Below are 26,916 nucleotides of genomic sequence, written 5' to 3'. Positions count from 1 at the left end.
CGCCGCGGCACCCTAACACAGGCTGGTCGGAGCGATAGCGGCCCGGCATCGCGGCGCAGCATGAAATCGGCCGGCCGGCCAACGCTTCTCCGCCCCCTCGCTTGACACGTCCGGCGAACTGTTGAATGACTGCGCCGTCGCGCTGCCTTGCGGGTATGATGTAATGGTAGCCTGTCAGCTTCCCAAGCTGAACGCGCGGGTTCGATTCCCGCTACCCGCTCCAGCCCGGTTTCTCAGGGCATTGCGCGACATTCAAGCAGATTCTTTTTCGTGTGGTTTTACAGCTTCCGTTGTGGTCTCGGCCTGCCGGTTTTGGGATGATCCGCTTGGCCGGAAGCCATGATGGCGACAAGGCCCAGCGTTGTTTCGATCTTGGCGCACGCGATGCATGGTCGGAAATAAAAACGTTTATATTTTATCTTGAAAACGTTTATATTCCTTGTTACCAATTTTACGGAGCGAGGATGAGGTCCATGTGTGGCAGGAGGTGCTGCGGATGGGCGCGTGGTCCGTTCAGGGGATTTGTCGAGCACCTTCCGCGCATGGCGGGCGCCGACGGTTGAGGAGGAAGAGATGAAAAAATTCGTTGCAACACTCGCGCTTGCCGTCTTCGCGGCGGGTGCTGCGCATGCAGCCGATCTTGGCGGCAAGCTTCTGAAGGTTGGTTCCGACACCACGTCGCCGCCGATGGAAAGCGTCGATCCGGCCTCCGGCCAGATCGTCGGCTTCGATGTGGATGTGGTCAACGCCATCTGCGCCAAGATCAACTGCCAGGCCGAATTCGTGACGACCGGCTGGGACGGTATCTTCGCTGCGCTTGACCAGGGCAGCTTCGACCTCGTGGCCTCGGGTGTCTCCATCACCGACGAGCGCAAGAAGGCGATGGATTTCTCCGACCCCTATATCGTCAACAGTCAGGCCGTGCTGACGCGGGCCGAGGATCAGGGCATCACGCTGGAAAAATTCAAGGCTGACGGCAAGAAGCTTTCCGCCCAGGCCAACACGACGGATGCGCAGGTTGCCGAAGGCGTGGTCGGCAAGGAGAATGTCGTCGCCTATGACAGCTTTAGCGCGGCGATTATCGCGCTCAAGAACAAGGACGTCGACGGCGTGGTGATCAACGGGGCCAATGCCGCCGCCTATGAGCGCGAATTTGCCGGTGACCTTGTCGCCTCCATCAAGGACCTCGAATCCGACCCGCTCGGCCTGGTCTTCCGCAAGGGTGACGAGAATGTCGCCGCCTTCAACGAGGGCTTGAAGGCGATCAAGGACGACGGCACGCTCGACCAGCTCATCGCCAAGTACTGGGGCCTCAAGTAAGAGGCTTTTGCCGGAAGCGCGGTGCGGGCGCTTTCGGCAATCCTTCTTGATCATGATGCCGGAGGCCAAAATGTCGTTCGTCAGAAGCGTGAGGCCCAGCAATCTGGTCATCCTCGCTGCACTGCCCTTCATCGTCTATTTGTTCGCCTCTTCCGCGGACTACCAGCGTTCGCTGCGTGCCATCCTGGGCGTGGAGCTGGGCTCGGGCGTGTTCGTGCCGGGTTTCTTGCTGCTCACCGTTGCCTTTTCCGCCGGCTTTGCGGTGCTCGTCCTGTCCCGCAGTGCGATGGCGCGGCCGCGTCTCACGATGGTTGTCGGCCTTGTCGGGCTTCTCGCGACGGCGGCCATTCTTGCCGGCGATCTCGCCCATCCCTTCATCGCCTCGGTCGTCGCGAACGGCGTCGATCCCTTCAAGTCCACTCTCGTCGTCAAGGGCGCGACGCCCCGCCAGCTGACAGAGGCGGCCGACTTGATGGTGCGCGATGTGGAGGCCTGGCTGTGGCCGGCCTATGCCGTGCTGCTCGTCGCGGGTCTCGGCCTTACCTTTGCCGGCAGTCGCGCGCGGGTGCCAGCGGAAAGCCGCCTGCGCCGGGCAGGGGCCTGGCTGCTCGGCCTCGTCAATGGCACGGGCCTCGTCTTTGTCTTCCTCTTCGCGCATCTCGCTTTCGCTTCCGGTCTCGCCACGACCATCCGCGCGGCCATCGCCGCCTATATCCTCGCGGCCATGCTCGGCCTCGTCTGGGTGGGGCTTCTGAAGCTGCGATATACGCGCCAAAGCCTCTATTTCTTCGCGGCGATGACTCTCGCTTTCGCCGTGCTCTCCACCTGGTTCCTGATGCAGCCGCGCGACAACTACGTGCTGGTCGGCACGCTGGAGGGCAAGGTCGGCATCATCACCGGCACCCCGTCCGGCCTTATCGGCGCGGTGCGCTTCGGGCAGTACGAGGGTGGCCCGGTTACCGAGACGCCGGTGCGCACCTTTGTCACGCCCGCGCAGGCGATCGAGGCCGTCGGTAAAAAGGAGGACGTCAGCGGCGCGCTGCTGCCCGCCGCCACCGCGCCTGCCGATTGGCCGCGCCTCTGGCAGGTCGAAGCGCTGAACGATCGCGACCGCGCCGCGGGCATCACCTTTGCCGTCATCGCCATCGTGGCGGGCCTCTTGACCTTCGGCGGCTTCCTGCATCGCCGCCATCCGCTGTCCATCGGCTCGGAATTCATCGTCGATACGATCCGCGGCATTCCGATGCTCGTCATTGTGCTCTATGTCGGCCTGCCGCTTTCCGGCGCCTTGAAGGATGCGACGGCCGGTGTCTTCGATCCGCCGAATCTGGTTCGCGGTATCGTTGCTATGGCGATTGCCTATTCCGCCTATCTTGCGGAAATCTTCCGTTCGGGCATCAACGCCATCCCGGCCGGTCAGATCGAGGCGGCAGGTAGTCTTGGCCTCAACCGCTGGCAGACGGCGCGGCTCGTCATCCTGCCGCAGGCCTTCCGCATCGTCATTCCGCCGCTCGGCAACGAGCTGATCGCCATTCTGAAGGACACTTCGCTTCTCTCGATCCTGTCGATCCGCGACATCACCCAGCGCATGCGGGAGTTCCAGTCGGCGAGCTTCCTGCCGTTTGCGCCCTACAACTCGGCGGCGATCCTCTACATCCTGCTGACGTTGGCCGCTGCCAGCCTCATCAGCCTCATCGAGAAGAAGTATGACACAAAACACCGCTGACACAGGAACGGTGCTGATCACCGGTGCCGGGCGGGGGCTCGGCCGCGCGCTGGCCGACCTCTATACGGCTACCGGCTTCCGCGTCATCGCCTGCACGCGACAGGGAACTGATGATGCCCCGCCGCTGGACGTGGCGGATGCCACCTCGATTGCCGCGCTCGGCGACCATCTGGCAAGCGTGCCGATCGATATCGTCATCAACAATGCCGCGATCCGCGGTGACACGGGCGGCCTTGCCTCGCTGGAGACGGACGGCTTTCTGGAGGTCGTGCGCATCAATGCGCTCGCTCCGCTGCTGGTCGCCCGGGCGCTCAGGTCCAATCTTCTCGCCGGCCGGCGCCGGGTGCTCGTCAATATCGGCAGCCGCGCCGGTTCGCTTGCGGAAGGCACGATCGACGACGAGGACGGCGACTATGCCTATCGCTGCTCCAAGGCGGCGCTGAACATGGCGACGGTCAAGCTGGCACAGGATTTCCGGTCCGACGGCATCGCGGTCCTTTCGCTGCATCCCGGCTGGGTGAAGACGAACATGGGGGGCGCGGAAGCGGCGGTCGAGGTTGCGGAAAGCGCTCTTGGCCTGAAGGGTCTGATCGACGGCGCGACGATGGCCGAGACCGGAAGCTTCAGGGCCTACGACGGCAGGACGGTACTCTGGTAGCACCCACTGCAAGATTTTGAATGGCGATATAAACGTTTATATTGCGATCGTGATGAAAGCGGCCCGGCCCAGCCGGCACCGCGGAGAATGAAGGACGATACCGGTGCACAAGCCGCTCACGCAACAGAACCGCTTCGACGCTGCCCGGCCGCCGGCCGGCATGCTGGAGCTTGGTGTCTGCTACTATCCGGAGCAATGGCCGCGGGAGAAATGGGACGAGGACGCCCGCCGGATGGTGGCGCTGGGCCTGGCCTGGGTGCGCATCGGCGAGTTCTCCTGGTCGCACATCGAGCCGCAGGCCGGCGTCTTCCATTGGGAGTGGCTGGACGAGGCGATCGAGGTGCTCGGCTGCGCCGGCCTCAAGGTCATCTTGGGCACGCCGACGGCCGCCCCGCCGAAATGGCTGGTCGATCGGTATCCGGATATTCTGCCCGTCGACGAGCGTGGGGTGGTGCGCAAGTTCGGCGCGCGCCGGCACTATTGTTTCTCCAGCCGCCGCTACCGGTTGGAGGCCGCCCGCATCACCGAGGCCATGGTGCGCCGTTACGGTGAGAATTCCTTCGTGCATGCCTGGCAGACGGACAACGAATACGGTGACCACGATACGATCCACAGCTATTCCGATGAGGCGAAACTGGCCTTCCGGCAATGGCTCGCCGCGCGCTACGGCACGGCCGAGGCGATGAACCAGGCGTGGGGCACGACCTTCTGGAGCATGCACTACAACACGTTCGATGAGGTGGATCTGCCGAACAACCTCGTGGAAGAGCCGACGCCGAGCCATCTCGTCGACTATTTCCGCTTCTCCTCCGACCAGGTGCAGACCTTCAACAAGGCGCAGGCGGATATCATCCGACAGCATTCGCCGGGCCGCCCGGTGACGCACAATTTCATGTCGCAGAACACCGACTTCGACCATTACAAGGTGGGCGAGGATATCGATATTGCCTCCTGGGATGTCTATCCGATGGGGGGGCTGATCAACGGTCGCCTCAGCGCCGAGGAGAAGGCGCGCTACCTGCGCGTCGGCGATCCGGACCAGCCGGCCTTCAACCACGACCTCTACCGCGCCGTCGGCCGCGGCCGGGTGTGGGTGATGGAGCAGCAGCCGGGTCCCGTCAACTGGGCGGCGCACAACCAGTCGCCAGCCGACGGCATGGTAAGGCTGTGGACCTGGCTCGCCTATGCGCATGGCGTCGACATGGTCTCCTATTTCCGCTGGCGCCAGGCGCCGTTCGCGCAGGAGCAGTTCCATGCCGGCCTGCTGCTGCCGAACAGCGAGGTGGACCAGGGGTATATCGAGGTAGCGCAGGTCGCCGAGGAGATGGCGCGGTTGCCGAGGGGCGAGGTTCGGGAAAAGGCCGCTGTCGCGATCGTGCTCGACTACGAATCGCGTTTCGCAACCCGCGCCCTTCCGCAGGGCCGCGGGTATGCCGCTTCGGCCATCGCGCTCGACTGGTATTCCGCCGTCGCGCGCCTCGGTGTGGATGTCGATTTCATCGGCCAGCATTCCGATCTCTCTGGCTACAGCCTGGTGCTGGCGCCTGACCTCGTCATCCCGGATGCTGCCTTCCTTGCCCGGCTGAAGGCGTCAAAGGCCAAGACTTTGTTTGGTCCGCGCAGCGGCAGCAAGACGCGGGACATGCACATTCCCGCCGACCTGCCGCCCGGCCCGCTCGCAGATCTCCTCGATTTCCGGGTGACGCGCGTCGAATCCTTGCCGGACTATCACAGCGAGCCCGTGCTCTACGGCAATGCGAGCCATCCGGTGACTGGCTGGCGGGAACTCATCCGCACGAACGAGACGGTGCTGGCGACCTTCGAAGGCGAGCACCGCCCGGGCTCCCCTGCTGTCATCGGCAATGACCGCGCGCGCTATGTCGGCACGCTGCCGCGCGGCGAATTTCTCGCGAAGCTGATGGGCGACACACTCGGCTGGGCTGGCGTCGGAAGCCTGCCCGATCTCGGTGATCTCAGGCTCGCCCGCCGCGGCCGGCTGCACTTCGCCTTCAATTACGGCAGCAGCTCCGCTTTCGTGCCGGCTGGTGCGGATGCGACCTTCCTCGTTGGTGGCCGGCAGCTTGCGCCTGTCGATGTGGCAATCTGGACGGAAGGCGGCAACTAAAGCAGGTCCAGAAAACGCGTGAAGCGATTTTTCGTTCGGAACAATGTCAAAGCGTTCCTGGCCGCCGAGCCGGGGCTCCTCATCCGGTCCCTCCGTTCCTCCCTGGGCAGACGGATCGGGTGAGGGGTAGGCTTTTGCAGGCTGCCGGCCGCACTCGAGAGGATTATCCGGCTTCCTTTCCTGTCTGCGGCCGCACCGGCCGATGAGCCGTCTTGTTCCAGAAGAAGGGATTGTGGCGCAGCTCCCCGACGGCGCGCCAGGCGGCGACCGATAGCAGCAGCCAGTAGACCGGCGTCATCATCCAGTGCCTGCCCACGGCGGCCTGTTCGCTCTCCGCCATGCCACCCCGTCCGAGCGCGATGAAGACGGCGTAGCTGCCGAAGATGTTGATCATATCGAGCGTAAAGAGGGTGAACTCGAGCGGCCCGACCGTAAACGCGGGCTGGAAGAACAGCGACCAGGTGATGAGGCCGAGATAGGCGATGATCAGCGGATGGGCGAGCGACGAGAGGATGAGCCCGCCGATCAGCACCTGGAAGACGAGGCTGGGCCAGAGGCCCATCTCCGAAACGAGGCGTGAGGGATGGCGCATCAGCACCAGCCAGGTCTGCAACCAGCCCTTGAACCAGCGCGTGCGCTGGCCGAGCCAGGCGTCTCGCCCGATGGGGGCCTCCTCGTAGGTCGGCCGGGTGAGCGTGCCGCAGCGGTAGCCGAGCCTGTAGAGGCGGAGTCCGAGATCGGCATCCTCGGTAACATTGTAGGGGTCCCATCCGCCGACCTGCTGGAGAACGCGCGTGCGGAAATGGTTGGACGTGCCGCCGAGCGGCACGGGCAGGCGCGCGGCGGCAAGGTGCGGCAGCAGCACGCGGAAGAGTCCGGCATATTCGAGCGCGAAAAGTGCGCTCAGCCAGCTTTCCCGCGCATTGGTGACGACGAGCGGCGCCTGGAGGCAGACAATGTCCGGCGGACCCGCCTCGAAGGTCCGCCAGGCTTCCTCCAGCTGTAGGGGATCGACCCTGTCCTCGGCGTCGTAGATGACGAGATATTCGCCGCGTGCCGCGCCGAGCGCATAGGTGAGCGCCTTCGGCTTGGTGCGCGGCCGGCCAGGTGGCACCTCGACGATTTCGTACTGCCGGCCGAGGCGGGTGAGAGCGAGCGCATCGAGCGTTTCCTGGTCGTCCGCCTCGCAGATGAGCTTGATGTCGAGACGCGCAGCCGGCCATTCGATCCGGTTCAGGGTATCGATGAGCTGCGGCACCACGGCCGCTTCCCGATAGAGCGCCACGAAGATGGAGTAGGTCGGTCGCGGCCGGACCGATGGAGGCGGCAGCATCGGCCGGCGCTCCTGCCGCCACTTGGCAACGAGCGCGACAAGGCGGATCAGGAAGGTGCAGAAAAAGAGCAGGGTCACCACGATGTGCAACGCCAGCGTGGCCAGCCTGGGGGCAAGCGCAGCCAGCGTAAGGAGCAGAGTGACGGTGGCGCCGGTGTAGAAACCTTGCCGGCCGCGCAACGTAATACGGGCGCTCGCCTCGGGCATGGTGGCGTGCAGCTCCTCCACCGTGTCGCGCAGCCGCCTCTGCTGGCCGGCCTGCCAGAGTGCGGCCCGGAGAGCCGAGGGTGTGGTCGCCGCCATCATGCTGCGCAGCGCGGGGGCGTGTGCCAGCCGTTCGCCGAGATAGTCGAGCCGCTCGGCACTCGGCACGATTGCCGTGGTCGGCGGACGCGACGGATGGCGCAACCGTACTACGGTCGGGTCGATGAGTTGGCTATCGGCCCCGGGAAGATCCTCGACCTCTGCCGGATCCAGCCGGTCGAGGAACGGGATGTCCAGGATCTCGGCCAGCGCCTCGTAGTAGACATGTTCCGAGACCGAGCCGCTTGCCAAAAGCTCCGTTTCCAGCGATGTGCCGTGCTGGTTGGCACGCACCAGCATGGTGGAGATGAGGGGCTTCGATAGACCCAGGCGCCGGAAGAGGTGGGCCTCCGTCATCAGGCGGGAGGGTACGGTATCGTCGCGGGGTGGCGCCAGCGGTGCCGGCCGGATGCCGATTGCGGTAGCGAAACCGATGTCGTCGGGATATTCTGCCAGTCGCATGCAGCCCCGCAGCCGCGCAGGCAGCTACGCCCCCTTTAAACCCCAGGTTGATTGTAATGCGGCATATCAAAATTGCACCCCTGAAAATCTACGGGCTCCTTGCCTTCGGCCTGCTGCTGGCGGCGGTGCAGCCGCAGGATGTCGTGGCGCAGGAGCCTGCCTCGGTCGACCTGCCGATCCTATTCGACACGCGTGAGCGCATCGCGCGGCCGGATCTGTCCGGCATCGTGCGGCTGCGCTTCCTGACAACCGTGGATTTCCCGCCGTTCAACTTCATCGACCAGACCGGCAAGCTCGCCGGTTTCCATGTCGATCTGGTGCGGGAGATCTGCCGGGAGCTGGCGCTCACCGAAAAATGTCAGATCCAGGCTGTGACGTTCCCGGAGTTGGAAAAAGCGCTCATCGACGGCAATGGCGAGGCGGTGGCCGCGGGTGTCGCCGTCACCGCGGAGCTGCGCAAGCGTTTTGTCTTCTCTCGCCCCTTCATGCGCCCGCCGGCCCGTTTCGCCGTGGCAAAGAAGACCCCGCCCGCCGGCGCGACCGCGGCTGCGCTTGATGGCAAGCGTGTCGGTGTCGTCGCGGCGAGTGCGCACGAGGCGATGCTGAAGGCCTTTTTCCCGCGCGTGCAGGCGGAAGCCTTTGCCGATCGGGCCGCCCTGCTGGCAAGCCTCAAGGGCGGCAAGGTGGAGGCGGTCTTCGGGGACGGGATGCAGCTCGCCTTCTGGACGAGCGGCTCGGAATCGGCCGGCTGCTGCCGTCTGTTCGATGGGCCTTACCTGTCGGAGCGTTTCCTTGGCGAAGGCCTCACCATCATGTTTCGCAAGGAGGACGCGACGATAACCGGCGCCATCGACCATGCGCTGCTGGCGCTCTCGCGCAGCGGCCGCCTGCAGGAAATCTATCTGCGCTACTTCCCGGTCAATCTCTACGGCGGCTGATGCGGCCTACTGGCTGGCCCAGATGATGCGGGCGATCCAGTCCACGTCGTCGATGTCGAAATTGCGGTTCGGGTGTTCGGGATTGAGCGAGACGAGCTCGATCGTGCGTGGCGTCTGGCGGTGCAGCACCTTGGCCATGACCTCACCCTCGCGCGTCTTGACGACGACGCGGTCGCCGCGGCGCACCTGCGCGCCCGGTTCGACGATCAGGACGTCGCCGTCGCGGTAGAGCGGCAGCATGCTGTCGCCCTGCACCTCCAACGCGTAGACGCCGGGCTTTCGATCTGGCGAAGCCGGAAACTCCACCACGTCCCAGCCCTGGCCGGCGGGAAAGCCGCCATCGTCGAAGAAGCCGCCCGCGCCGGCCTGGGCGAAGCCGAGCAGGGGAATGGTGCCGGTCTGCGGCGGAAAAGCGCCATGCGGCAGAGCCGCGTCGCGCGCCGGGTCGGCCAGCGTGAAGAACTCGTCGATCGAGGCGCCGGTTGCGTCGAGCACCTTGGCGATCGATTCCGTCGATGGCCAGCGCTGGCGGCCGTCGGCACCCTGCCGCTTCGACTTGTTGAAGGATGTCGGGTCGAGCCCGGCGCGGCGGGCAAGGCCGGACGGAGAGAGCCGATTGCGCTCGGCAAGGGCGTCTATCGCTGCCCAGATCCGGTCGTGGGAGAACATGCTGAAAAACCCTGCCAAGGCAACGGACCGGCAAGGGCCGGTCCGACTGATCGGAAGCATATCCAAGGAGGGTGAATGAGTAAAGGAAAAAGGATTATTTTCCTGTGTTCTTTCCGATCCGGTTTTCGGCCGCCCGGCGCCGGGCCACGACGCTCTCGCGCCAGATGGTGAAGATGCCGGCGCCGACGACGATGGCCGAGCCGAGCACCATGTTGAGGTTCAACGTTTCACCGAAGACGCTGACGCCGATGATCGCCGCCAGCACGACCTGCAGATAGGTGAGCGGCTGCACGGCGGCGGCATCGAGCAGGTCATAGGCGCGGATCAGGAAATAATGGCTCGACATGCCGGTGATGCAGAGCAGGCCCATCCACAGCCAGTCGCCCGGTGTGAGGTTCGTCCAGAAGAAGGGACCGACAAGCGAGATCGCCACGGCGCCGACCACGCCGGTGTAGAAGAAGCTCGTCGAGGCCGTGTCCTCGCGGCTGACGAGGCGGGTGGCAATGACATAGACCGCGAACATCAGCGCGGAGATGAGCGGCAGCAGCACGCCCATGTCGAAAGCGCTGCCGGCGGGATTGAGGATGATCAGCACGCCGCAAAGCCCGATACCGATCGCCGTCCAGCGCCGCCAGCCGACCCGCTCGCCGAGCAGCGGCATCGACAGGAGTGCAACGAAGATCGGCCCCGATGCCAGGATCGCCTGGGAATGGGCTAGGCCGACCTTGGTGAAGGCGGTGATGGTAACGACGATCTGGAAGGCAAGGAGGACGCCGCGCAGGATTTGCAGGGCCGGCCGTTTCGTCGCTGCCACGACCTTCAGGCCACCCGGGCTGCGGGCGCCCAGCGCCATCGCAAAGGCGCCGAAGGCCCAGAAGCGCAGCATGGCGATGAAGACCGGCGGGTAGAGGCTGCCGAGATGTTTCGAGATCGCGTCCTGCAGGCTGAAGATCAGGATGGCAAGCAGGGTGAAGAGATAGCCGGTGCGTTTGGAGTCCATGGCTCGCGCATATACCTGTGTGGCCCCGCTTGCACGTCGAAACTTGCAGGCAAAACGGACTTTTCGTGGCGCGGTTCAAAGTGGTGGGAAAAATTTCCTTGCCCCCTGATTTTCAGCCTCTTTCGCTGCATCGGGCGCCGCGCTATCAAGGCACAGCGCAGCGCTTCCGCGCCTTCGAGGTCCATTCCGTGCAAAAGACCGTCTCTTCCGGCATTCTGCTGACGTCCTTCGCCTATTTCATGTTTTCCCTGCAGGATGCGACGGTCAAATGGCTCGTCGCGGCCTTGCCGGTCTGGCAGATCCTGTTCGTGCGCAGCCTGACGATCTTCGCGCTCTGTCTTGCCTTCGGCGGGCGCCCGCTCGTGCAAAGCGCGCGCCGCTCGCCTGTGCTGAAGCCGCTCTTCCTGCGCAATCTGCTGCTGCTTGCCGCCTGGCTGTCCTACTATACCGCCGCGCGTGATCTCGGTCTGGCGGAACTCACCACGCTGTACTACGCCTCGCCGGTCGTCATGACGATCCTCTCGGTGCCGATCCTCGGCGAGAAGGTGCCGGGATACCGGTGGTTCGCGGTGGTGATCGGCTTCGTCGGCGTGGTCATCGCCTGCGGGGTTGCGGCCAAGGGAGTGCAGCTTTCGCTGCCCGTCTATCTCGCCCTGCAGGCGGCTATCTTCTGGGCGGTTGCAACGGTGCTGCTGCGCAAGACGGCGCTGCATGAACGAACGCAAGTGCAGGTGACCATATCGAGTTTCTTTTTCCTCCTCTTCACGGCCTTCGCGCTGCCTTTCGTCTGGCAGCCGGTCGCGCTGCTCGACCTGGCGCTGATGGCCGGAACGGGGGTCATTGCCGGCATCGGGCAGTTCGCGATGTTCGAGGGGATGCGCCGAGCGCCGGTCTCCGTGCTTGCTCCCTTCGAATATTCCTCGCTGGTCTGGGCCTTCGCGCTTGGTTATCTCATCTGGAGCGACGTGCCGGGCTCGAATGTTTTCATCGGTGCCACGCTGATCTTTTCCGCGGGCATGGTCATCATTGCCAGCGAACGGTTCGCCGGGCGCTTCCGTGTCAGGATCTAGCCCCTTAAGTGACGAAACAACCAAAAGAATTCCGTTTTCGTCACGTTGGTTGGTTGCAAGCGAACATTACAACGATATTGTCGCCGTCCTGTAGACGGCTTGAACCGGGGGGTTAGATGCCGATTTCGAACGCCGCCTTCGTGCGCTCGACGGTTATTCTGTTGATTGCTGGCATGTTCGCGTTGCTCGGCATTGTCGGCACGTCGCTCTGGCTCGTCAGCAAGGTGCAGGACTATTTCGCGGATTTTATCGAAGTGCGCGAGGCGCGCAGCGCCGCTGCCGACCTGCTCTCCATCGTCAAGGACGCGGAAACGGGCCAGCGCGGTTTCATCATAACGGCCGACACCGCCTTCCGAGGTCCTTACGATGACGCTCTGCGCGCCGTCGCCGAGCGGGAAAAGGTCTTCCTAGAAAAGACGGAGCGCTTGCCTGAATATGTCGAGCGGGCAGCACGGGTCAGTAAACTTGTGGAGCAGAAGCTGGCGGAGCTGGCCGGAACCGTCGCCCTCATGGAGCAGGGCCGGCAGGCGGAGGCTGTCGAAGAGGTTAAGACCGATCGGGGCCGCGTCCTGATGGATGAGCTTCGCACTGAGGTCGGCTTCATCCTCGATGATGCGGACCGGCATCTGGAGGAGAGCGTCGTCGATACGCTCTCGTCCGCCAGCGCGCTGCAATGGACGACGATCATCGGCGCGATCGCGATTATCGGCGTACTGGGCGGCGCAGCCACCGTCGTCATGCAATATACACGCGACCTCGTCGTCGCCCGCCGCGAGGTTGAGACGCTGAACGCCACACTGGAAAAGCGGGTCGACGAGCGCACGGAGGAGCTGATCCGCGCCAATCAGGAAGTGCAGCGCTTCGCCTATATCGTGACGCACGACCTGCGCGCGCCGCTCGTCAACATCATGGGCTTCACCAGTGAGCTGCAGGCCTCGCTTGCAGCCATCCAGGGCTATGTGCTGGCCGACGGCAAGGCGCCGAGCGAAGGGGACATTCTTGAAGCGCGCCGCGCGGCTTCGGAGGAGTTGCCGGAGGCGATCGGTTTCATCCGCTCCTCCACCAAGAAGATGGACGGCCTCATCAATGCCATCCTGAAGATTTCGCGCGACGGGCGGCGGGAGCTGCGCATCGAGCGCGTCGACATCAAGGCGCTTGTGGAAACGGGTGCGGCGGCGGTGGGCCATCAGGTCGGCGAATCCGATGGCAAGGTCACCATCGACGAAAAGCTGCCGACCGTCATTTCCGATCGGCTGTCACTGGAGCAGGTTTTCGGCAATCTGTTCGACAATGCGATCAAGTACCAGTCGCCGGGCCGGCCGCTGCGTATCTCCGTGACCGCGAAGAACGGCGGCCGGGCTGGTGCCGTCATCGAGTTCACCGACAACGGCCGTGGCATCTCGCCGGAGGACCACGAGCGGGTCTTCGAACTGTTCCGCCGCTCGGGCGCCCAGGACAAGCCCGGCGAAGGCATAGGCCTGGCGCATGTGCGTTCACTGATGCGCAATCTTGGTGGTGATATCATCGTCCGATCCGAACTCGGGCAGGGGACGACCTTCGTGCTCCGTCTTCCGCCCGACCTCAGCAAAGTAGTCAGGAGTATGCAGGCATGAACGGACTGGGCAAGGAAGTCACCATCGTCATGATCGAGGACGACGAGGGCCATGCGCGCCTCATCGAGAAGAACATCCGCCGCGCCGGCGTGCACAACGAGGTCGTGCCCTTCACCAACGGCACGGAAGCGCTCGATTTCGTGCTCGGCAAGGACCGCTCTGGCCTTGCGAGCGCCGGCAGGTTCCTGTTGATCCTGCTCGACCTCAACCTGCCCGACATGTCCGGCATCGATATCCTGCAGCGCATCAAGACCAATACCCACACGAAGCGCCTGCCGGTCGTCATCCTGACGACGACGGACGATGAGCGGGAGATCCAGCGCTGCTACGATCTCGGCGCGAACGTCTACATCACCAAGCCGGTGGAATATGAAAGCTTCGCTCATGCGATCCGCCAGCTCGGCCTGTTCTTCTCCGTGATCCAGATCCCCGAGACGCAGTAAATGAAGGAAGCCTCGGTCCGCATCCTCTATATCGACGACGACCCGATCCTCGCGCGGCTCGCCCAGCGTGCGCTCGGCCGTCTTGGTTATGAGGTGCTGCATGCCGAGGATGTGGAGCATGGCCGCGCGCTTTTCACCGACGGCGGTTTCGCCGCTGTCGTGCTCGACCACTTCCTGAAATCGGGCACGGGCCTTTCCTTCCTGAAGGAGCTTTCCGATGCGCCGGGGGCGGTGCCTGTCGTCTATGTGACGGGGTCGAACGATGCCCAGGTTGCCATCGAGGCGCTGAAGGCTGGCGCTGCCGACTATGTGATCAAGTCGGTCGGCGACGATTTCATGCCGCTGCTGACCAATGCACTTGGCCAGGCATTGGAAAATGCCGAGTTGAAGCGCGCGAAGCTTCGTGCCGAACAGGAGATCCGCGCTGCCAAGGAGCGGGCCGAGGTGTTGCTGGCGGAGGTGAACCACCGCGTCGGCAATTCGCTGGCGCTTGCCGCCGCGCTTATCCGCCTCCAGATGTCGAGCGCATCCGACGAGGCGGTAAAGGAGGCGCTGTCGGAAACGCAGGCCCGCATCACCGCGATTGCCGGCATTCACCGGCGGCTCTACACGTCGGAAGACGTGCGCCATGTCGATATGGGGGCCTATCTCTCGACGCTGCTCTCCGAGCTCGACACGTCGATGAAGGGCCATGGCCGCAACGTGCGGCTCAACCGGATGCTGGAGCCGCTGCACGTGCCGACCGACCGCGCCGTATCGCTCGGCGTCATCGTAACCGAACTCGTCACGAATGCCTTCAAATATGCCTATGGCGAGACCGGCGGCGAGGTGCGCGTCGGCTTCACCCGCCTCGACCCGGAAACCGCGTTGCTTTTCGTCGAGGACGACGGCATCGGCTGGCGCGGGGAGGGGCCGGTACGCGGCACCGGTCTCGGCTCCAAGATCATCGGTGCCATGGCGTCAAGCCTCGGCGCCAAGCTCGCCTATGCCAGCCGCACTGTCGGCACGCGTGCCGAGCTGCTGGTGCGCATGGCCGACGCCGCACGTCCCGCGTAGAGCGGGATACCGGACGGCAAAAGACCCGGATGCAGGGGACATCCGGGTCTTTGGGGAGGTCAGTCTGGGCGATGTTTACTTGCAGACCTTGATCTTCTTGATGATGACGTTGCCGTAGTAGTCGTAGGACTTCACCTTCTTGATGAAGCAATAGGGCTCGTAGCCGTAGCTGTAGTAGCCGGCCTGCGAGGGCGCCGCGAAGGAGACGGCGGCGACGAGGGCAACGGTGGCGGAAACGATGATCTTGCGCATGGGGTCTCTCCTGATCTCTGGTATGGATGAGCCTCTCTCATCCGGTGATCAGAAGGTCGCACATCGCCCGGCCGCCCGCTGTTCCGCAGGAAACAGGAGAAACGCTGCGCCGCCCGGCCGGTGCCTGCGCGACGGGCCATCCTTGTTGACGGCCGGCTCAGATGGTTGGTGAGGCTGAGCGCTTGCTGGATTTGCGGGTTGGCTTCGGCGGCGCCTCGACCGGTTCCTGTTGCATGCGCAGGGCGCGTAGCCGGGCGGTCTTCTTTTCCCGCTCGGTTGCTTCGGCAGCGATGATGGTGCGCGCCGTATGGTCGGTCGCGGCTGCCTTCTCCTGGGCGGAAAGCTTGGCGGGATTGAAGAATTTATCCTTGGTCGCGGTCATGATCTCTCCTTTCTGGAGTGATGTCCGACAGGGCGAGCCGGGCGGCGGAATGCGCCACCCGGCGCTATAACGGGGAATGGTTAGCGGGCAGGGCGCACCGCACGCTTGGGTGCGGGCAGCAGCCCCTCGCGCTGCATTTTCTTGCGGGCGAGCTTGCGTTGGCGGCGAATGGCTTCCGCCTTCTCGCGCGCCCGTTTCTCGGATGGTTTCTCAAAGGCGCTGCGCGCCTTCACTTCGCGAAACAGACCTTCACGCTGCATCTTCTTCTTCAGCACACGAAGCGCTTGGTCGACATTGTTGTCTCTGACGAGAACCTGCACGATATGTCCTTTCTCTCGCGGCTTGCGCCGCACTGGGTGTAGATATGCCGCCGTGGCACCATCACTCTGCAAGGAGTGATTCAAGCCACCTAGGCGACCGCCACTCTCCTTCAACTGCCGTCACCGCTTGCTTCGCAAGCGATAGCGTCACTTACCGACGCGCATGCTCGACGGATTTGGCCACGGACCGCTCTTGCCAGCGACGGTTGTCGTTATTCCGCTTGACGCGGGGCTACCACTTTCATCGCTATCAATATCGCTGTTTACGATGCGTCGCTCGAAATTCTCGTTGTCGATCTGCACCCGATACTGGGCTTCTCCATGGTCGGCGGGCAGGATGCCGATGGTCCGGCATCGTTGCTCTCCCGTCACCGAGCGGGACCGGCTGGCCTTCAGAACCACTCGGTCGCCAATGGCATAGGTTTTCTGACCCATAGCACTCTCCTCCGAAGCTATGGAAACAAAAAGGCCGGGCGTTACCCCGACCTCTTCCCGTCATTCAACGCTCCGCCGCCAGTACATCCGTGGTCGGCAGGCGGAATGACAATCTTATGCGGCGCGAAGGTTGTCGGCCGAGTTCTTGCCGGACTTGCGGTCACGGACGATCTCGTAGCTGATCTTCTGGCCTTCGGCGAGCGAGCCAAGGCCCGAGCGCTCGACGGCAGAAATGTGAACGAACACATCCGTCGTGCCGTCATCAGGCTGAATGAAGCCGAAACCCTTGGTGCTGTTGAACCACTTTACGGTGCCCGAATTCATGATGATAACCTTTCCATCTCCAGTGTAATTGAACGATGTTTCGTCCATTTTGATCGATCTTGAAAGGAAATCTGACAGAGCTTGGAAGCTCGAAGACAAAGGTCGCAAGCAGTTTTCGACGGAACTCATATAAGGTCTATTCACGAATATGCAATGGCTGGGCGGGATTTTTTGAAAAATGATCCCGGAAAGCATCGAAAAAGCAGAAGAATCGCTGACTTCGTTTAGAATTAAATTTACGGTTTCGATTGTTTTATTTTCACCGCTACGCATGTGATCGAGGGGCTGAAACGAAAAAGGATGGCAGTGCGCCATCCTTTTCATTTCGATCAGCCTTCGTCAGGCTACCTTCTTTGCCTCCGGCGCAAAGCGGCTGTAGAAGGTCTCGTCCTTGGCAGCCATGTCTTTCAGCAGCGGTGTCGGCTGGAAGTGGCTGCCATAGTTGGCAGTGAGCGTCTCGCAGAGGGCGATGAAAGCCTTCACACCCATGCCGTCGATGTAGGATAGCGTGCCGCCGGTATAGGGAGCAAAACCGAAGCCGAGGATGGAGCCGACATCGGCCTCGCGCGGATCGGTGACGATGCCCTCTTCCATGGTGCGCGCGGCTTCCAGCGCGATGGTAACGAGCAGGCGCTCCTTCAGCACCTTGACGTCGACGTCGTCGGGCTTCTGCTGCGGGTAGAGGTCCTTCAGGCCCGGCCACAGCTTCTTCTTGGCGGGCTTCGGCGGATAGTCGTAAAAGCCCTTGCCGGCCTTTCGGCCGAGGCGGCCTTCGCCCTCCACCAGCTTGGTGACGAGTTCCATATGCCGTGGATCGACCGATTGCGGGCCAAGGTCGGCAATGGAGGCCTTGAAGATCTTGTAGGAAAGGTCGACGGCGACCTCGTCGTTGAGCGACAGCGGGCCGACCGGCATGCCGGCCATCTTGGCGGCATTCTCGATCATCGCCGCCGGCACGCCTTCGATCAGCATGTCATAGGCTTCGGCCATGTAGCGGAAGACGCAGCGGTTGACATAGAAGCCGCGTGTGTCGTTGACGACGATCGGCGTCTTCTTGATGGCGGCGACATAGTCGAGTGCGGTGGCGATCGCCCGGTCGCCCGTCTCCTTGCCGAGGATCACCTCCACGAGCATCATCTTGTCGACCGGCGAGAAGAAGTGGATGCCGATGAATTGCTCCGGGCGCTTCGAATTCCCAGCAAGCCCTGATATCGGCAGCGTCGAGGTGTTGGAGGCGAAAATGGCGTCTTCGCGCAGCACGGCCTCGATCTTCTCCGTGACCTCCTTCTTGACGTTACGGTCCTCGAAGACCGCCTCGATGACGAGATCGGCATCGGCAAGGCTCGCGTAGTCGAGCGTCGGGGTGATGAGGGAAAGCAGCTTCTCGCCGTCTTCCTTCGTCATGCGGCCCTTGCTTATCGCGCCGGTGACGAGCCCCTGCGAAACGCTCTTGCCCTTGTCGGCCGCTTCCTGGTCGCGGTCGATAAGGACGACCGGGATGCCGGCGGCAGCCGTCACATAAGCGATGGAGGCGCCCATGAAGCCGGCGCCGACGACGGCGACCTTCCTGAATTCTGCCTTCGGCTGGCCGGCCGGCCGGCGGGCACCCTTGCCAAGCTCCTGCATGGAGACGAACAGCGACCGGATCATCGAGAAGGCTTCGGTCGTCTGGAGGATATGGGTGAAGTAACGCTGCTCGATCCTGAGCCCCGTATCGAAGGGCACCTGCAGGCCTTCATAGACGCATTTGAGGATGGCGAGCGCGCCCGGATAGTTGCCGGCCGTCTCGCGGCGCAGGATGGCGGGCGCGGCAGGCCAGAGCTGGGCTGCGGCCGGTGTCCAGATGCCGCCGCCCGGCGCCTTGAAGCCCTTCTCGTCCCAGGGCTGGACGGGCTTCAAGCCGTCCTTGATCATCTGCTTGGCGGCGGGGATGAGCTGGTCGGGCTCCACCACCTGATGCACGAGGTTCATCGCCTTGGCGCGCGCGCCGGTCAGCGATGAGCCGGTCGTCATCATCTGCAGGGCGTCCTGCGCATTGGCAAGGCGTGGCACGCGCTGGGTGCCGCCGGCGCCCGGGAAGATACCGACCTTGACCTCGGGAAGCGCGATCTTGACCGACTTGGCACTCGAGGCGACGCGGCCGTGGCAGGCGAGCGACATTTCGAAGGCGCCGCCCATGCAGGTGCCGTTGATGGCGGCGACCCAGGGTTTGCCGCAAGTTTCCAGCTTGCGGAACAGCCAGGTCATGCGCCCGGTGGCCTCGAAGAGCTTTTCGACGGCGCTCGCCGGATTCCTCGCCTGTGCATCCTTGAGGAGATCGAAGCTCGCCTGGATCATCGAAAGATCGGCGCCGCCGGAGAAGGAGGATTTTCCGGAGGTGATGACGACGCCCTTGACCGCGCTGTCCGCCACTATCTGGTCGATGATCCCGTCGAGTTCGTCCATCACCTCGACGGTGAAGACGTTCATCGATTTTTCCGGCATGTCCCAGGTGACCAGCGCAATGCCGTCGGCATCGGTCTCGATGGTGAAGTTCTTGTAGCTCATGGTGGGATTCCTCTTCCCTGAAATCTTGTACGGAGCGGCCGTTTGCCCCTCATCCGCCTGCCGGCACCTTCTCCCCGTGAACGGGGAGAAGGGACATGCCGCGACGTCGCCGTTCCCCCTCGCCCCGCTTGCGGGGAGAGGGCGCGCCGAGCGAAGCGGAGGCGGGGTGAGGGGCTTTCATCGGCGCGCCCTCAGGCCCGCTCGATGATCGTTGCCGTGCCCATGCCCGCGCCGATGCAGAGCGTCACGAGGGCGGTGTTGAGGTCGCGGCGCTCCAGTTCGTCGAGCACGGTGCCGAGGATCATCGCGCCGGTCGCGCCGAGCGGGTGGCCCATGGCGATGGCGCCGCCGTTGACGTTGATCCTGTCGTGCGGGATGTCGAAGGCCTGCATATAGCGCAGCACGACGGCGGCGAAGGCTTCGTTGAGTTCGAAGAGATCGATGTCGGAAAGCTGCATGCCGGTGCGGGCGAGCAGCTTTTCCGTCACGTCGACCGGGCCGGTCAGCATCAGTGCCGGATCGGAGCCGATATTGGCGAAGGCCTTGATGCGGCCGCGCGCCTGCTTCCCGAGAATGTTGCCGCCTTCCTTCGAACCGAGCAGCACGGCTGCAGCGCCATCGACGATGCCGGAGGAATTGCCGGCATGGTGCACGTAGGTGATGCCCTCGATTTCCGGATGGGCCTGGATGGCGACGGCCTCGAAGCCGCCCATCTCGCCGGGCATCTGGAAGGACGGCTGGAGCTGGGCGAGCGCCTGCATGTCCGTGCCGGGGCGCATGTGCTCGTCATGGGCGAGGATAGTGAGGCCGTTGATGTCCTTCACCGGCACGACGGAATTCTTGAAATAGCCGTTCTGCCAGGCGTGCGCCGCGCGCTTCTGGCTTTCGACGGCATAGGCGTCGACGTCGTCGCGGGAAAAGCCGTATTTCGTGGCGATGAGGTCGGCGGAGACGCCCTGCGGCATGAAATAGGCCGGGAAGTTGACCGAGGGGTCCATGAACCAGGAGCCGCCGGACATGCCGAGACCGACGCGCGACATCGACTCCACGCCGCCGGCAATGACGATGTCGTCGGCGCCCTGCGCGATCTTCGCCGCGCCGAAATTCACCGCATCGAGGCCGGAGGCGCAGAAGCGGGAGATCTGCATACCCGGCGCGCGGGTCGAGTAGCCGGCCTCGAAGGCGGCGGCCTTCGGAATGACGGAGCCGGCATCCATGACCGGATCGACGCAGCCCATGACGATGTCGTCGACCTTTGATGTATCGAGCCCGTTGCGATCGCGCACCGCTTCCAGCACCTTGGCGGCGAGGCGCACGGACGGCACTTCGTGCAGCGAGCCGTCCTTCTTGCCGCGCCCGCGCGGGGTGCGCACATGATCGTAGATGAAGACGTCGGTCATTGGTCTCTTCTCCCTAGCGGCGCTGAAACGCCGTCAAACTCGCAACGGGTCGTCTGATTCTTGAGGCTAGAACGCTTCGGCTGCCAGTTCCATCGTTGTGTCGGCGCCGGCCTCGATGCGGGTCTTGCGCAGGCCAGTTTCCGGCATCAGGCGCTCCATGAAGAATTTGGCCGTGACCAGCTTGTTCTTCAAAAAGTTCTCGCGCTCGCCAGCGCCCGCCGCGAGGCTCTCCTCGGCGGCCTTCGCGATCTTCGCCCACATGTAGCCGACGGTGACGAGGCCGAAGAGGTGCATGTAGTCGGTCGAGCCGGCGCCGGCATTGTCGGGCTTGGCCATGGCGTTCTGCATGAACCACATGGTTCCGGCCTGAAGGTCGTTCAAGCCCTTCTTCAGGTGCTTGGTGAAGAAGGCAAGCCTCTCGTCATTGCGGTTCTCCTCGCAGAAATCGCCGATCTCCTTGAAGAGTGTCATGACGGCGCGCCCGCCGTTCATGCCGAGCTTGCGGCCGACGAGGTCGAGCGCCTGGATGCCGTTGGCCCCCTCGTAGATCATGGCGATGCGCGCGTCGCGCACATACTGGCTCATGCCGTGCTCTTCGATGTAACCGTGGCCGCCGAAAACCTGCTGGGCCATGACGGCATGATCGAAACCCTTGTCGGTCAGGACGCCCTTGAGGATCGGGGTCATCAGTCCGAGGATGTCGTCGGCCGCCTGGCGTTCCTTCTCGTCGGCGGAGCGGTGGGCGATATCGGATTTCAGCGCGGTCCAGAGCGTGAAGGCGCGGCCGCCCTCGGTCCAGGCCTTGATGGTCATCAGCGTGCGGCGGATGTCGGGGTGCACGATGAGGGGATCGGCCTTGCCATTCGGGTTTTTGACGCCGGAGAGCGAGCGGCCCTGCAGGCGCTCGCGGGCATAGTTGGCGGCGTTCTGATAGGCGATCTCGGCAATTGACAGGCCCTGCAGGCCGACACCAAGACGGGCCTCGTTCATCATGACGAACATGGCGTTGAGGCCCTTGTTCTCCGCGCCAATGAGGAAACCCTTCGCCTCGTCGTAGTTCATGACGCAGGTGGCGTTACCGTGAATGCCCATCTTGTGCTCGATGGCACCGCAGGAAACCGTGTTGCGGTCGCCCGGTGTGCCGTCGTCTTTCAGGATGTATTTCGGCACGATGAAAAGCGAGATGCCCTTGGTGCCCTCCGGCGCGCCCTCGATGCGGGCGAGAACGAGGTGGACGATATTGTCGGACATGTCGTGCTCGCCGGCCGAGATGAAGATCTTCTGGCCGGAAATCTTGTAGGAACCATCAGCCTGCGGCACGGCCTTGGTGCGCAGCAGGCCGAGGTCGGTGCCGCAATGGGGCTCCGTCAGGTTCATGGTCCCGGTCCAGGCGCCCTCCACCATCTTCGGCAGATAGGCGGCCTTCTGCTCGTCGGAGCCGTGCACGAGGATCGCGGCGATCGCGCCCTGCGTCAGGCCGGGATACATGGTAAGCGCCATGTTGGCCGAGGACATATATTCACCGACGGCAGTGTGCAGTACGTAGGGAAGGCCCTGGCCACCGAATTCCTCGGGAACCGCAAGGCCGATCCAACCGCCCTGGCGGTAGAGGTCGAAGGCTTCCTTGAAGCCCTTCGGGGTCTTTACCGTGGCATCGTCGTGACGCTTGCAGCCTTCCTGGTCGCCGGAAAGATTGACCGGAAAGAGCACCTCTTCAGCCACCTTCGCCGCTTCGCCGGCGATCGCCTCCAGCATGTCCCCCGTTGCATCGGCAAAGCCGGGCAGGTTGTTGTAGCGCTCGAGCGCCAGCACGTCGTTCAGGATGAAAAGCGTGTCATTCACGGGGGCTTTGTAGATCGGCATGCTCGAAGTCCTCACCTGTCCCGCGGACGCGAGTCCGCTCTTTGAGATCGGATACTATAAAATTTTGACGTTTGCGTAAACGTCAAAACAGGGCCGCAAAGAAATTTCGTCGGTCGGGAGGGCTGCGGGCGGGCGGTGCGGCGACGGACGGTTCCTTCGGAGCCTGTGGTTGTGCCGCAAACGGCCGCCTTTCCTCCCGAAGATCATTCTATGAGCAAATCGTTAAAAAATTTCCGGGGCAGTTAACCCCTTGTTTACCATGTTTCATGAATTGTGACGCCTGAGGGCGTGGGATCGGGAATCATTTGGACTTCCCTTTGTAACGGCCGGACGGATGGTCCGGTACAGACAGGGGCGATACTGTTTCCCATGGCACATGCAGTGTTTGACGGCGGAGATCCGCCGGAGTGGAAGAAAGGGCGCAGCCGGGCGGCAGCGCCTTCAGAAGTATCTCCCGGCAGGCCGCTCGGCTGCCAAAGCGAGGCGAAGATGAACGGATCGCGAAACCCGCAGCGTCACGGCGAAAGATCCTCGCTCGATGCGCTCAATCGCACCATCGAGGGGCTGGAAGCCCGTATCGAAGGCCTGATGGCGGGCGGGCGCGAGGCGCGCGGACGCGGCGAGGAGCGTTTCGCGCCGCGCGGTGAGCAACCCCGCCAGGAGCCGGCGCGCGCGATCCCGCTGCGCGACGATCCGGTTTCCGAAATCGTGCAGCGCCAGCGTGCCATCGAAGGCGGCCGCGAACGCGTTGCCCATCGCCTGGAGCGCCGCCCGCTCTCGGCCGACCACTATGCCGCTGCCCAGCAGGCCCATACCGCCTATGGCGGCCCGCAGACTGGTGCCGCCTATGGCAGCCAGCAAACGGCGGCCGCTTATGGCGGCCAGCAGGCGCATCCGGCCTATGGTCATCAGCAGACCGCACCCGCCCGCGCGGACAATTCCGTCGAGGACATCGCCAAGGCACTCGTCTCGCTGCGTCAGGACCTGAAGAAGGATATCGCCGACGGGCTGGAACGCGAGATGCAGTCGCTGCGCTCGGAAATCCGAGGCATCCGCCAGATGGCCGAGGGCCGCAACAACAATGACGACCTGCGCGAGGAGCTGCTGCGGCTTTCCACTGGCATCAACCAGCTTGGCCACCAGTCCGGCCAGACGGCCGGTCAGGCAGAAGGCCTGCGCGTCGAATTCGACGAACTGCGCTCCGTGCTCGACGGGCTTGCCCGCGAGGATTCCGTACGGCGCATGGAGGATCGCTGGAACGGCGTCGAGAAGAGGCTCTCCGTCTTCGACCAGACGCGCGACGACGAACTGGTGGCTCTTGCCTATCGGCTGGACGAGCTGAAGGGCCAGATCGGCGCGGTCAGCGCCACGCCGGCCATCCATGCGCTGGAAGGCAAGATCGAGACCATCGCCCGCGCCATCGACATGCTGGCACGCCAGGCGCAGCCGGATGATGGCCGCTTCGTCTCGGCCGTCACCTCGCAGTTCGAAGGGCTGGACGCCCGCCTCGACGAGATCAGCCGGGCGATTGCCGCGGCCGGCCGCATGCAGCAGTCGGCCATGGCCGACAACGGCATGATGCAGCGCCTCGAAGGCCGCATCGCCGATCTCGCCGACCAGCTCGATTTCATTGCCCAGCGCCCGGCGCCCGCACCGGACCAGGGCCTCTCCTTGCGCATCGAAGCACTCGCGAGCCGCATCGAGGACCTGTCGAACGAACGCACGGCGCTTCGTCTCGAAGAGCGTATCGAGCAGCTCTCGCAGATGCTGGAGCAAAGCCAGCAGGTCGCTCCCGCCCAGGGCAACGATGAGCTTGCCTATTACCTTTCCGACATTTCCCGCAAGATCGACGCGCTCGACCAGGGCAGCGTCAACGACCAGCTCGCCGAGCGGCTGGACGCGCTTGCCCGGCGCATCGACAATCTCGACGCACCGACCGGCAGCCCGTTCCAGGAAGACCGGTTCGCCCATATCGAGGATCGCCTCTCGGCGATTGCCGACCGCCTCGATGCGACCAGCGTCGCGCCGGTGGGCGATCACGAGGCATTGCGTGGCCTGGAGGCGCAGATCGCGCATCTTTCCACGCTGATCAGCACGCCGTCCGCCGCCGTCGCGCAAGTCCCCTCCGAATTCGAGGGCCGTCTCGCGACGATCGAGGACTACATGGCGACCAACGACGAATACATCGTCGAGGCCGCCCGCCAGGCGGCGGAAGCCGTGATGGAGGCCTACCGCCACGCCGGCCCGACGGCGGCGGCCAGCACTGACATGGAAGCGATCGCCGGCCTTGCCGATGACCTGCGCGCACTGGAGGAACTGACCCGCTCGAGCGAGGAGCGCACTGCGCGCACCTTCGATGCGCTGCACGACACGCTGGTGCAGATCGCCGGCCGCCTCGAGCAGCTCGACGCCCCGCGCGAAACCTTCGGTCGCCGCGAGGCAACCATGCCGCGCGCCGAAATGCCGGCGATGGATGTGGAGCGCCACGCCGCCCCCGCCTCCAGCATCTACGGCAACGACTACCCTTTTGACGACGACGGCTTCGGCACCCGCGAGACCCGCAAGGCCGAAGCCGAGGCGACGCAGGAGGAAAGCCGCTTCGCCGAGATCGAGGTCGAGAACATTCCCGTTCCGGAGCGTCCGGCCCCGGAAGAGGCACTAACGGACGAGCCCGTTGCTCTCTCCGCCGACCAGCCGGCTGGAGCTCAGCCCAAGACCGGCCTGCTCGCCGGCCTGAAGCGCCGCTTTGCGCCCGGCCGCAAGGAAACCGCTCTGCCGGTCGAACGCCAGCAGATCGATCCGACACCCTCGATCGATCCCACGGACGAACTCGCGCCGGAAGAGGCGAACCAGCTGCTGGAGCCGGGCTCCGGCGTGCCTGACGTCCGCCGTATCCTTGAACGCGTTCGTGCCGGCCAGGCTTCGGCCACGCAAACGACGGCAGGTGGCGAAGGCGATCGTGTGGCCATTCAGATCGCTGCTGCCCGCCGTGCTGCCCGGCTTGCTGCCGAAGAGACGGATACAATCTCCCGCGTCGCGCCCGCCAAGAAGACGGAAAAGCTGGCAAAGGGCGAGAAGCCTGCTTCGGCGCTGTCGCGCCACCGCCGGCCGATCCTGCTCGCCGTCGGCGCCGTGCTGCTGGCGATCATGTCCTATCCGCTGATCAACACGCTGTTGGCCGGCGACGAGGCTCCGGTCATTGTCGAGCAGACCGCCAACGTCACGAACGAGACGGCCCCGGTTGAGACCACGACGGGCACCGGCGAGGCTGTGACCGCCAATACCGCTGCAGCGCCCGTCGTCAGCGAGGAGGTCGTGACGGATCCGGCTCCCGTCGAAAGCGGCAATGTTGAGAGCGGGGATGCGCGCAATCTTGGTGATACGCAGACGAATGCCGGCGCCGAGCCGACACCGACCCAGACATCCGCCACCGGCAGCCAAGCTCTGACGGCTCCGGCTGAAACGACCGATGGTGCGGCCACTGCCGGCTTCGAGCCGGTGACGGCGCCGGAAACCGCCGTCGCCGAGGAGACCCAGCCGGTCGACCAGACGCAGACAGCCGCAATCGTGGTTCCGGAAGCAATCACCCCGGCCTCGCTCTCCAAGGCGGCGACGGAGGGCGATGCGCTGGCGCTGTTCGAGATTGGCGCGCGTTACACGGAAGGCCGTGGCGTTGCGACGGATCTTGCGGAAGCCGCCCGCTGGTACGAGCTGTCCGCTGCCCGTGGCTTTGCGCCCGCCGAGTACCGCCTTGCCAATCTCTACGAGAAGGGCCAGGGCGTCGAGCGTGACCTGCCGCGTGCCCGGGAACTCTATGAGATCGCGGCGAACAAGGGCAATGCGAGCGCCATGCACAATCTCGCCGTCCTGCTGGCGACGGGTGTCGGCACCCAGCAGCCGGACTTCGACGCTGCCGCCAAGTGGTTCCAGAAAGCCTCCGAGTTTGGTGTGCGTGACAGCCAATTCAACCTCGCCATCCTCTATGCGCGCGGCAACGGCGTGAAGCAGGACCTGGAAGAATCCTACAAGTGGTTTGCCATCGCTGCCCGCGACGGCGACAGCGATGCGGGGTTGAAGCGCGACGAGGTGGCCAATGCCATGGCTCCCGAGCAGCTTTCCAGCGCCAAGGCCAAGGTGGAGCTGTGGAAGGCGCAGCCTCTCGACGAGAAGACCAACTCGGCGGACCTGCCCGACGAATGGGTCGGCAAGCCGACCAAGACCGCCAGCGTCGACATGAAGAAGGCGATCCGCAACATCCAGGCGATCCTCAACAACAACGGCTTCAACGCCGGTACGCCTGATGGCGCGATGGGCAAGAAGACGGTCGCCGCCATCAAGGCCTTCCAGAAGTCCGTCGGCCAGAAGGAAACCGGCGAGATCGACGATGCGCTGGTGACGGAACTCCTGAAGCGCAACAAGCAGCCGAGCTGATCGACGGATTGCCGGAGGGGCCTCGAAAACGGCTTCTCCGGTTGACTTGTCCCTACCCTGCGGGCATGACGCTCACCACAGCGCGGCACACCGTTCACGATGTGCTACGGACGCTGTGGCATTTTGTATTTGCCGCAGGATTTCATCCTTAAATCGGCCCCGATTTCAGGAATGATGCGGTAGAAATTTTCATGCCGCCCCAAGATGATACGCGCTCGAGAAACGTTATCATTGAAGAAGGTGGCA

At 64.0% G+C, this 26,916-nt stretch carries 21 protein-coding genes and 1 tRNA gene; 11 read left to right on the top strand and 11 right to left on the bottom strand.

The genetic code is table 11. The annotated features are described in order from the left end of the window. Positions 1–149 precede the first annotated feature (149 nt). The 5 genes from AKG11_RS00555 (at position 150) to AKG11_RS00535 (ending at position 5,829) form a co-directional block, all read left to right on the top strand. A tRNA-Gly gene (locus tag AKG11_RS00555) sits at positions 150–223 on the top strand. A 350-nt stretch (positions 224–573) separates the two neighbouring features. After that, entirely contained in the window at positions 574–1,320 is a 747-nt protein-coding gene (locus tag AKG11_RS00550) for a transporter substrate-binding domain-containing protein (protein ID WP_050742598.1), read from the top strand. A gap of 70 nt (positions 1,321–1,390) precedes the next feature. Next, positions 1,391–3,046: an amino acid ABC transporter permease gene (locus AKG11_RS00545; protein ID WP_023513064.1), complete on the top strand. Its 1,656-nt coding sequence runs from the start codon at positions 1,391–1,393 to the stop codon at positions 3,044–3,046. Between the two features lie 10 nt (positions 3,047–3,056). Next, positions 3,057–3,704 (top strand): SDR family oxidoreductase, encoded by a 648-nt coding sequence (locus tag AKG11_RS00540; protein WP_050742812.1) that lies wholly within the window; start codon positions 3,057–3,059, stop codon positions 3,702–3,704. 103 nt (positions 3,705–3,807) lie between these two features. Continuing rightward, entirely contained in the window at positions 3,808–5,829 is a 2,022-nt protein-coding gene (locus AKG11_RS00535) for a beta-galactosidase (protein ID WP_050742597.1), read from the top strand. A 163-nt stretch (positions 5,830–5,992) separates the two neighbouring features. Here the strand turns inward: AKG11_RS00535 and AKG11_RS00530 are convergent, their stop codons facing one another. Next, the gene (locus AKG11_RS00530) at positions 5,993–7,927 is read right to left on the bottom strand and encodes a glycosyltransferase family 2 protein (RefSeq protein ID WP_050742596.1); all 1,935 of its coding nucleotides are present in this window, start codon (positions 7,925–7,927) and stop codon (positions 5,993–5,995) included. 56 nt (positions 7,928–7,983) lie between these two features. Here AKG11_RS00530 and AKG11_RS00525 point away from each other — a divergent pair, with 56 nt between their 5' ends. Next, positions 7,984–8,865 (top strand): transporter substrate-binding domain-containing protein, encoded by an 882-nt coding sequence (locus AKG11_RS00525; protein ID WP_050742595.1) that lies wholly within the window; start codon positions 7,984–7,986, stop codon positions 8,863–8,865. Positions 8,866–8,871: 6 nt separating this feature from the next. Here AKG11_RS00525 and AKG11_RS00520 read toward each other — a convergent pair whose 3' ends face one another. Both AKG11_RS00520 and AKG11_RS00515 read right to left on the bottom strand, forming a co-directional pair. Continuing rightward, positions 8,872–9,534, bottom strand: coding sequence for a S24 family peptidase (locus tag AKG11_RS00520; RefSeq protein WP_023513059.1), 663 nt, complete (start codon positions 9,532–9,534; stop codon positions 8,872–8,874). Positions 9,535–9,628: 94 nt separating this feature from the next. Continuing rightward, positions 9,629–10,534, bottom strand: a complete 906-nt coding sequence (locus AKG11_RS00515; RefSeq protein WP_050742594.1) for a DMT family transporter — start codon at positions 10,532–10,534, stop codon at positions 9,629–9,631. A gap of 188 nt (positions 10,535–10,722) precedes the next feature. On the opposite strand from AKG11_RS00515, the gene AKG11_RS00510 reads away from it, so the two are divergent. The 4 genes from AKG11_RS00510 (at position 10,723) to AKG11_RS00495 (ending at position 14,716) form a co-directional block, all read left to right on the top strand. Then, positions 10,723–11,604 (top strand): DMT family transporter, encoded by an 882-nt coding sequence (locus tag AKG11_RS00510; RefSeq protein ID WP_023515405.1) that lies wholly within the window; start codon positions 10,723–10,725, stop codon positions 11,602–11,604. 116 nt (positions 11,605–11,720) lie between these two features. Further along, on the top strand, positions 11,721–13,217 hold the full coding sequence (locus AKG11_RS00505; protein WP_050742593.1) for a sensor histidine kinase: 1,497 nt from the start codon (positions 11,721–11,723) through the stop codon (positions 13,215–13,217). Next, on the top strand, positions 13,214–13,660 hold the full coding sequence (locus tag AKG11_RS00500; RefSeq protein ID WP_023515407.1) for a response regulator: 447 nt from the start codon (positions 13,214–13,216) through the stop codon (positions 13,658–13,660). The genes AKG11_RS00505 and AKG11_RS00500 overlap by 4 nt, the downstream gene beginning before the upstream one ends. Then, entirely contained in the window at positions 13,661–14,716 is a 1,056-nt protein-coding gene (locus AKG11_RS00495) for a sensor histidine kinase (RefSeq protein WP_023515755.1), read from the top strand. Positions 14,717–14,791: 75 nt separating this feature from the next. Here AKG11_RS00495 and AKG11_RS34310 read toward each other — a convergent pair whose 3' ends face one another. The 8 genes from AKG11_RS34310 to AKG11_RS00460 form a co-directional block, all read right to left on the bottom strand. Further along, complete coding sequence (locus AKG11_RS34310; RefSeq protein ID WP_156334041.1) at positions 14,792–14,968, bottom strand: hypothetical protein; 177 nt, start codon at positions 14,966–14,968, stop codon at positions 14,792–14,794. 157 nt (positions 14,969–15,125) lie between these two features. Further along, positions 15,126–15,350 carry a hypothetical protein gene (locus tag AKG11_RS00490; RefSeq protein WP_050742592.1) on the bottom strand — a complete coding sequence of 75 codons (225 nt, stop codon included), beginning with the start codon at positions 15,348–15,350 and terminating at the stop codon, positions 15,126–15,128. An 80-nt stretch (positions 15,351–15,430) separates the two neighbouring features. Further along, positions 15,431–15,670 (bottom strand): 30S ribosomal protein S21, encoded by a 240-nt coding sequence (gene rpsU / locus AKG11_RS00485; RefSeq protein ID WP_050742811.1) that lies wholly within the window; start codon positions 15,668–15,670, stop codon positions 15,431–15,433. A 147-nt stretch (positions 15,671–15,817) separates the two neighbouring features. Beyond that, positions 15,818–16,105 (bottom strand): hypothetical protein, encoded by a 288-nt coding sequence (locus AKG11_RS00480; protein ID WP_050742591.1) that lies wholly within the window; start codon positions 16,103–16,105, stop codon positions 15,818–15,820. 114 nt (positions 16,106–16,219) lie between these two features. Beyond that, a complete protein-coding gene (locus tag AKG11_RS00475) occupies positions 16,220–16,429 on the bottom strand; it encodes a cold-shock protein (RefSeq protein WP_024270199.1) in 210 nt (69 codons plus the stop codon). Between the two features lie 339 nt (positions 16,430–16,768). Beyond that, positions 16,769–18,976, bottom strand: a complete 2,208-nt coding sequence (locus AKG11_RS00470) for an FAD-dependent oxidoreductase (protein WP_050742590.1) — start codon at positions 18,974–18,976, stop codon at positions 16,769–16,771. 191 nt (positions 18,977–19,167) lie between these two features. After that, entirely contained in the window at positions 19,168–20,376 is a 1,209-nt protein-coding gene (locus AKG11_RS00465) for an acetyl-CoA C-acetyltransferase (protein ID WP_050742589.1), read from the bottom strand. A 66-nt stretch (positions 20,377–20,442) separates the two neighbouring features. Next, a complete protein-coding gene (locus AKG11_RS00460; protein WP_050742588.1) occupies positions 20,443–22,239 on the bottom strand; it encodes an acyl-CoA dehydrogenase C-terminal domain-containing protein in 1,797 nt (598 codons plus the stop codon). Positions 22,240–22,728: 489 nt separating this feature from the next. Here AKG11_RS00460 and AKG11_RS00455 point away from each other — a divergent pair, with 489 nt between their 5' ends. After that, positions 22,729–26,670, top strand: a complete 3,942-nt coding sequence (locus tag AKG11_RS00455; RefSeq protein WP_050742587.1) for a peptidoglycan-binding protein — start codon at positions 22,729–22,731, stop codon at positions 26,668–26,670. Positions 26,671–26,916 lie beyond the last annotated feature (246 nt).

Origin of the sequence: Shinella sp. SUS2 (assembly GCF_001262505.1) — a bacterium.
Taxonomy (GTDB): domain Bacteria; phylum Pseudomonadota; class Alphaproteobacteria; order Rhizobiales; family Rhizobiaceae; genus Shinella.
Note: the sequence above shows the minus strand (reverse complement) of the source record. Positions and strands in the feature narration are given on the sequence as shown.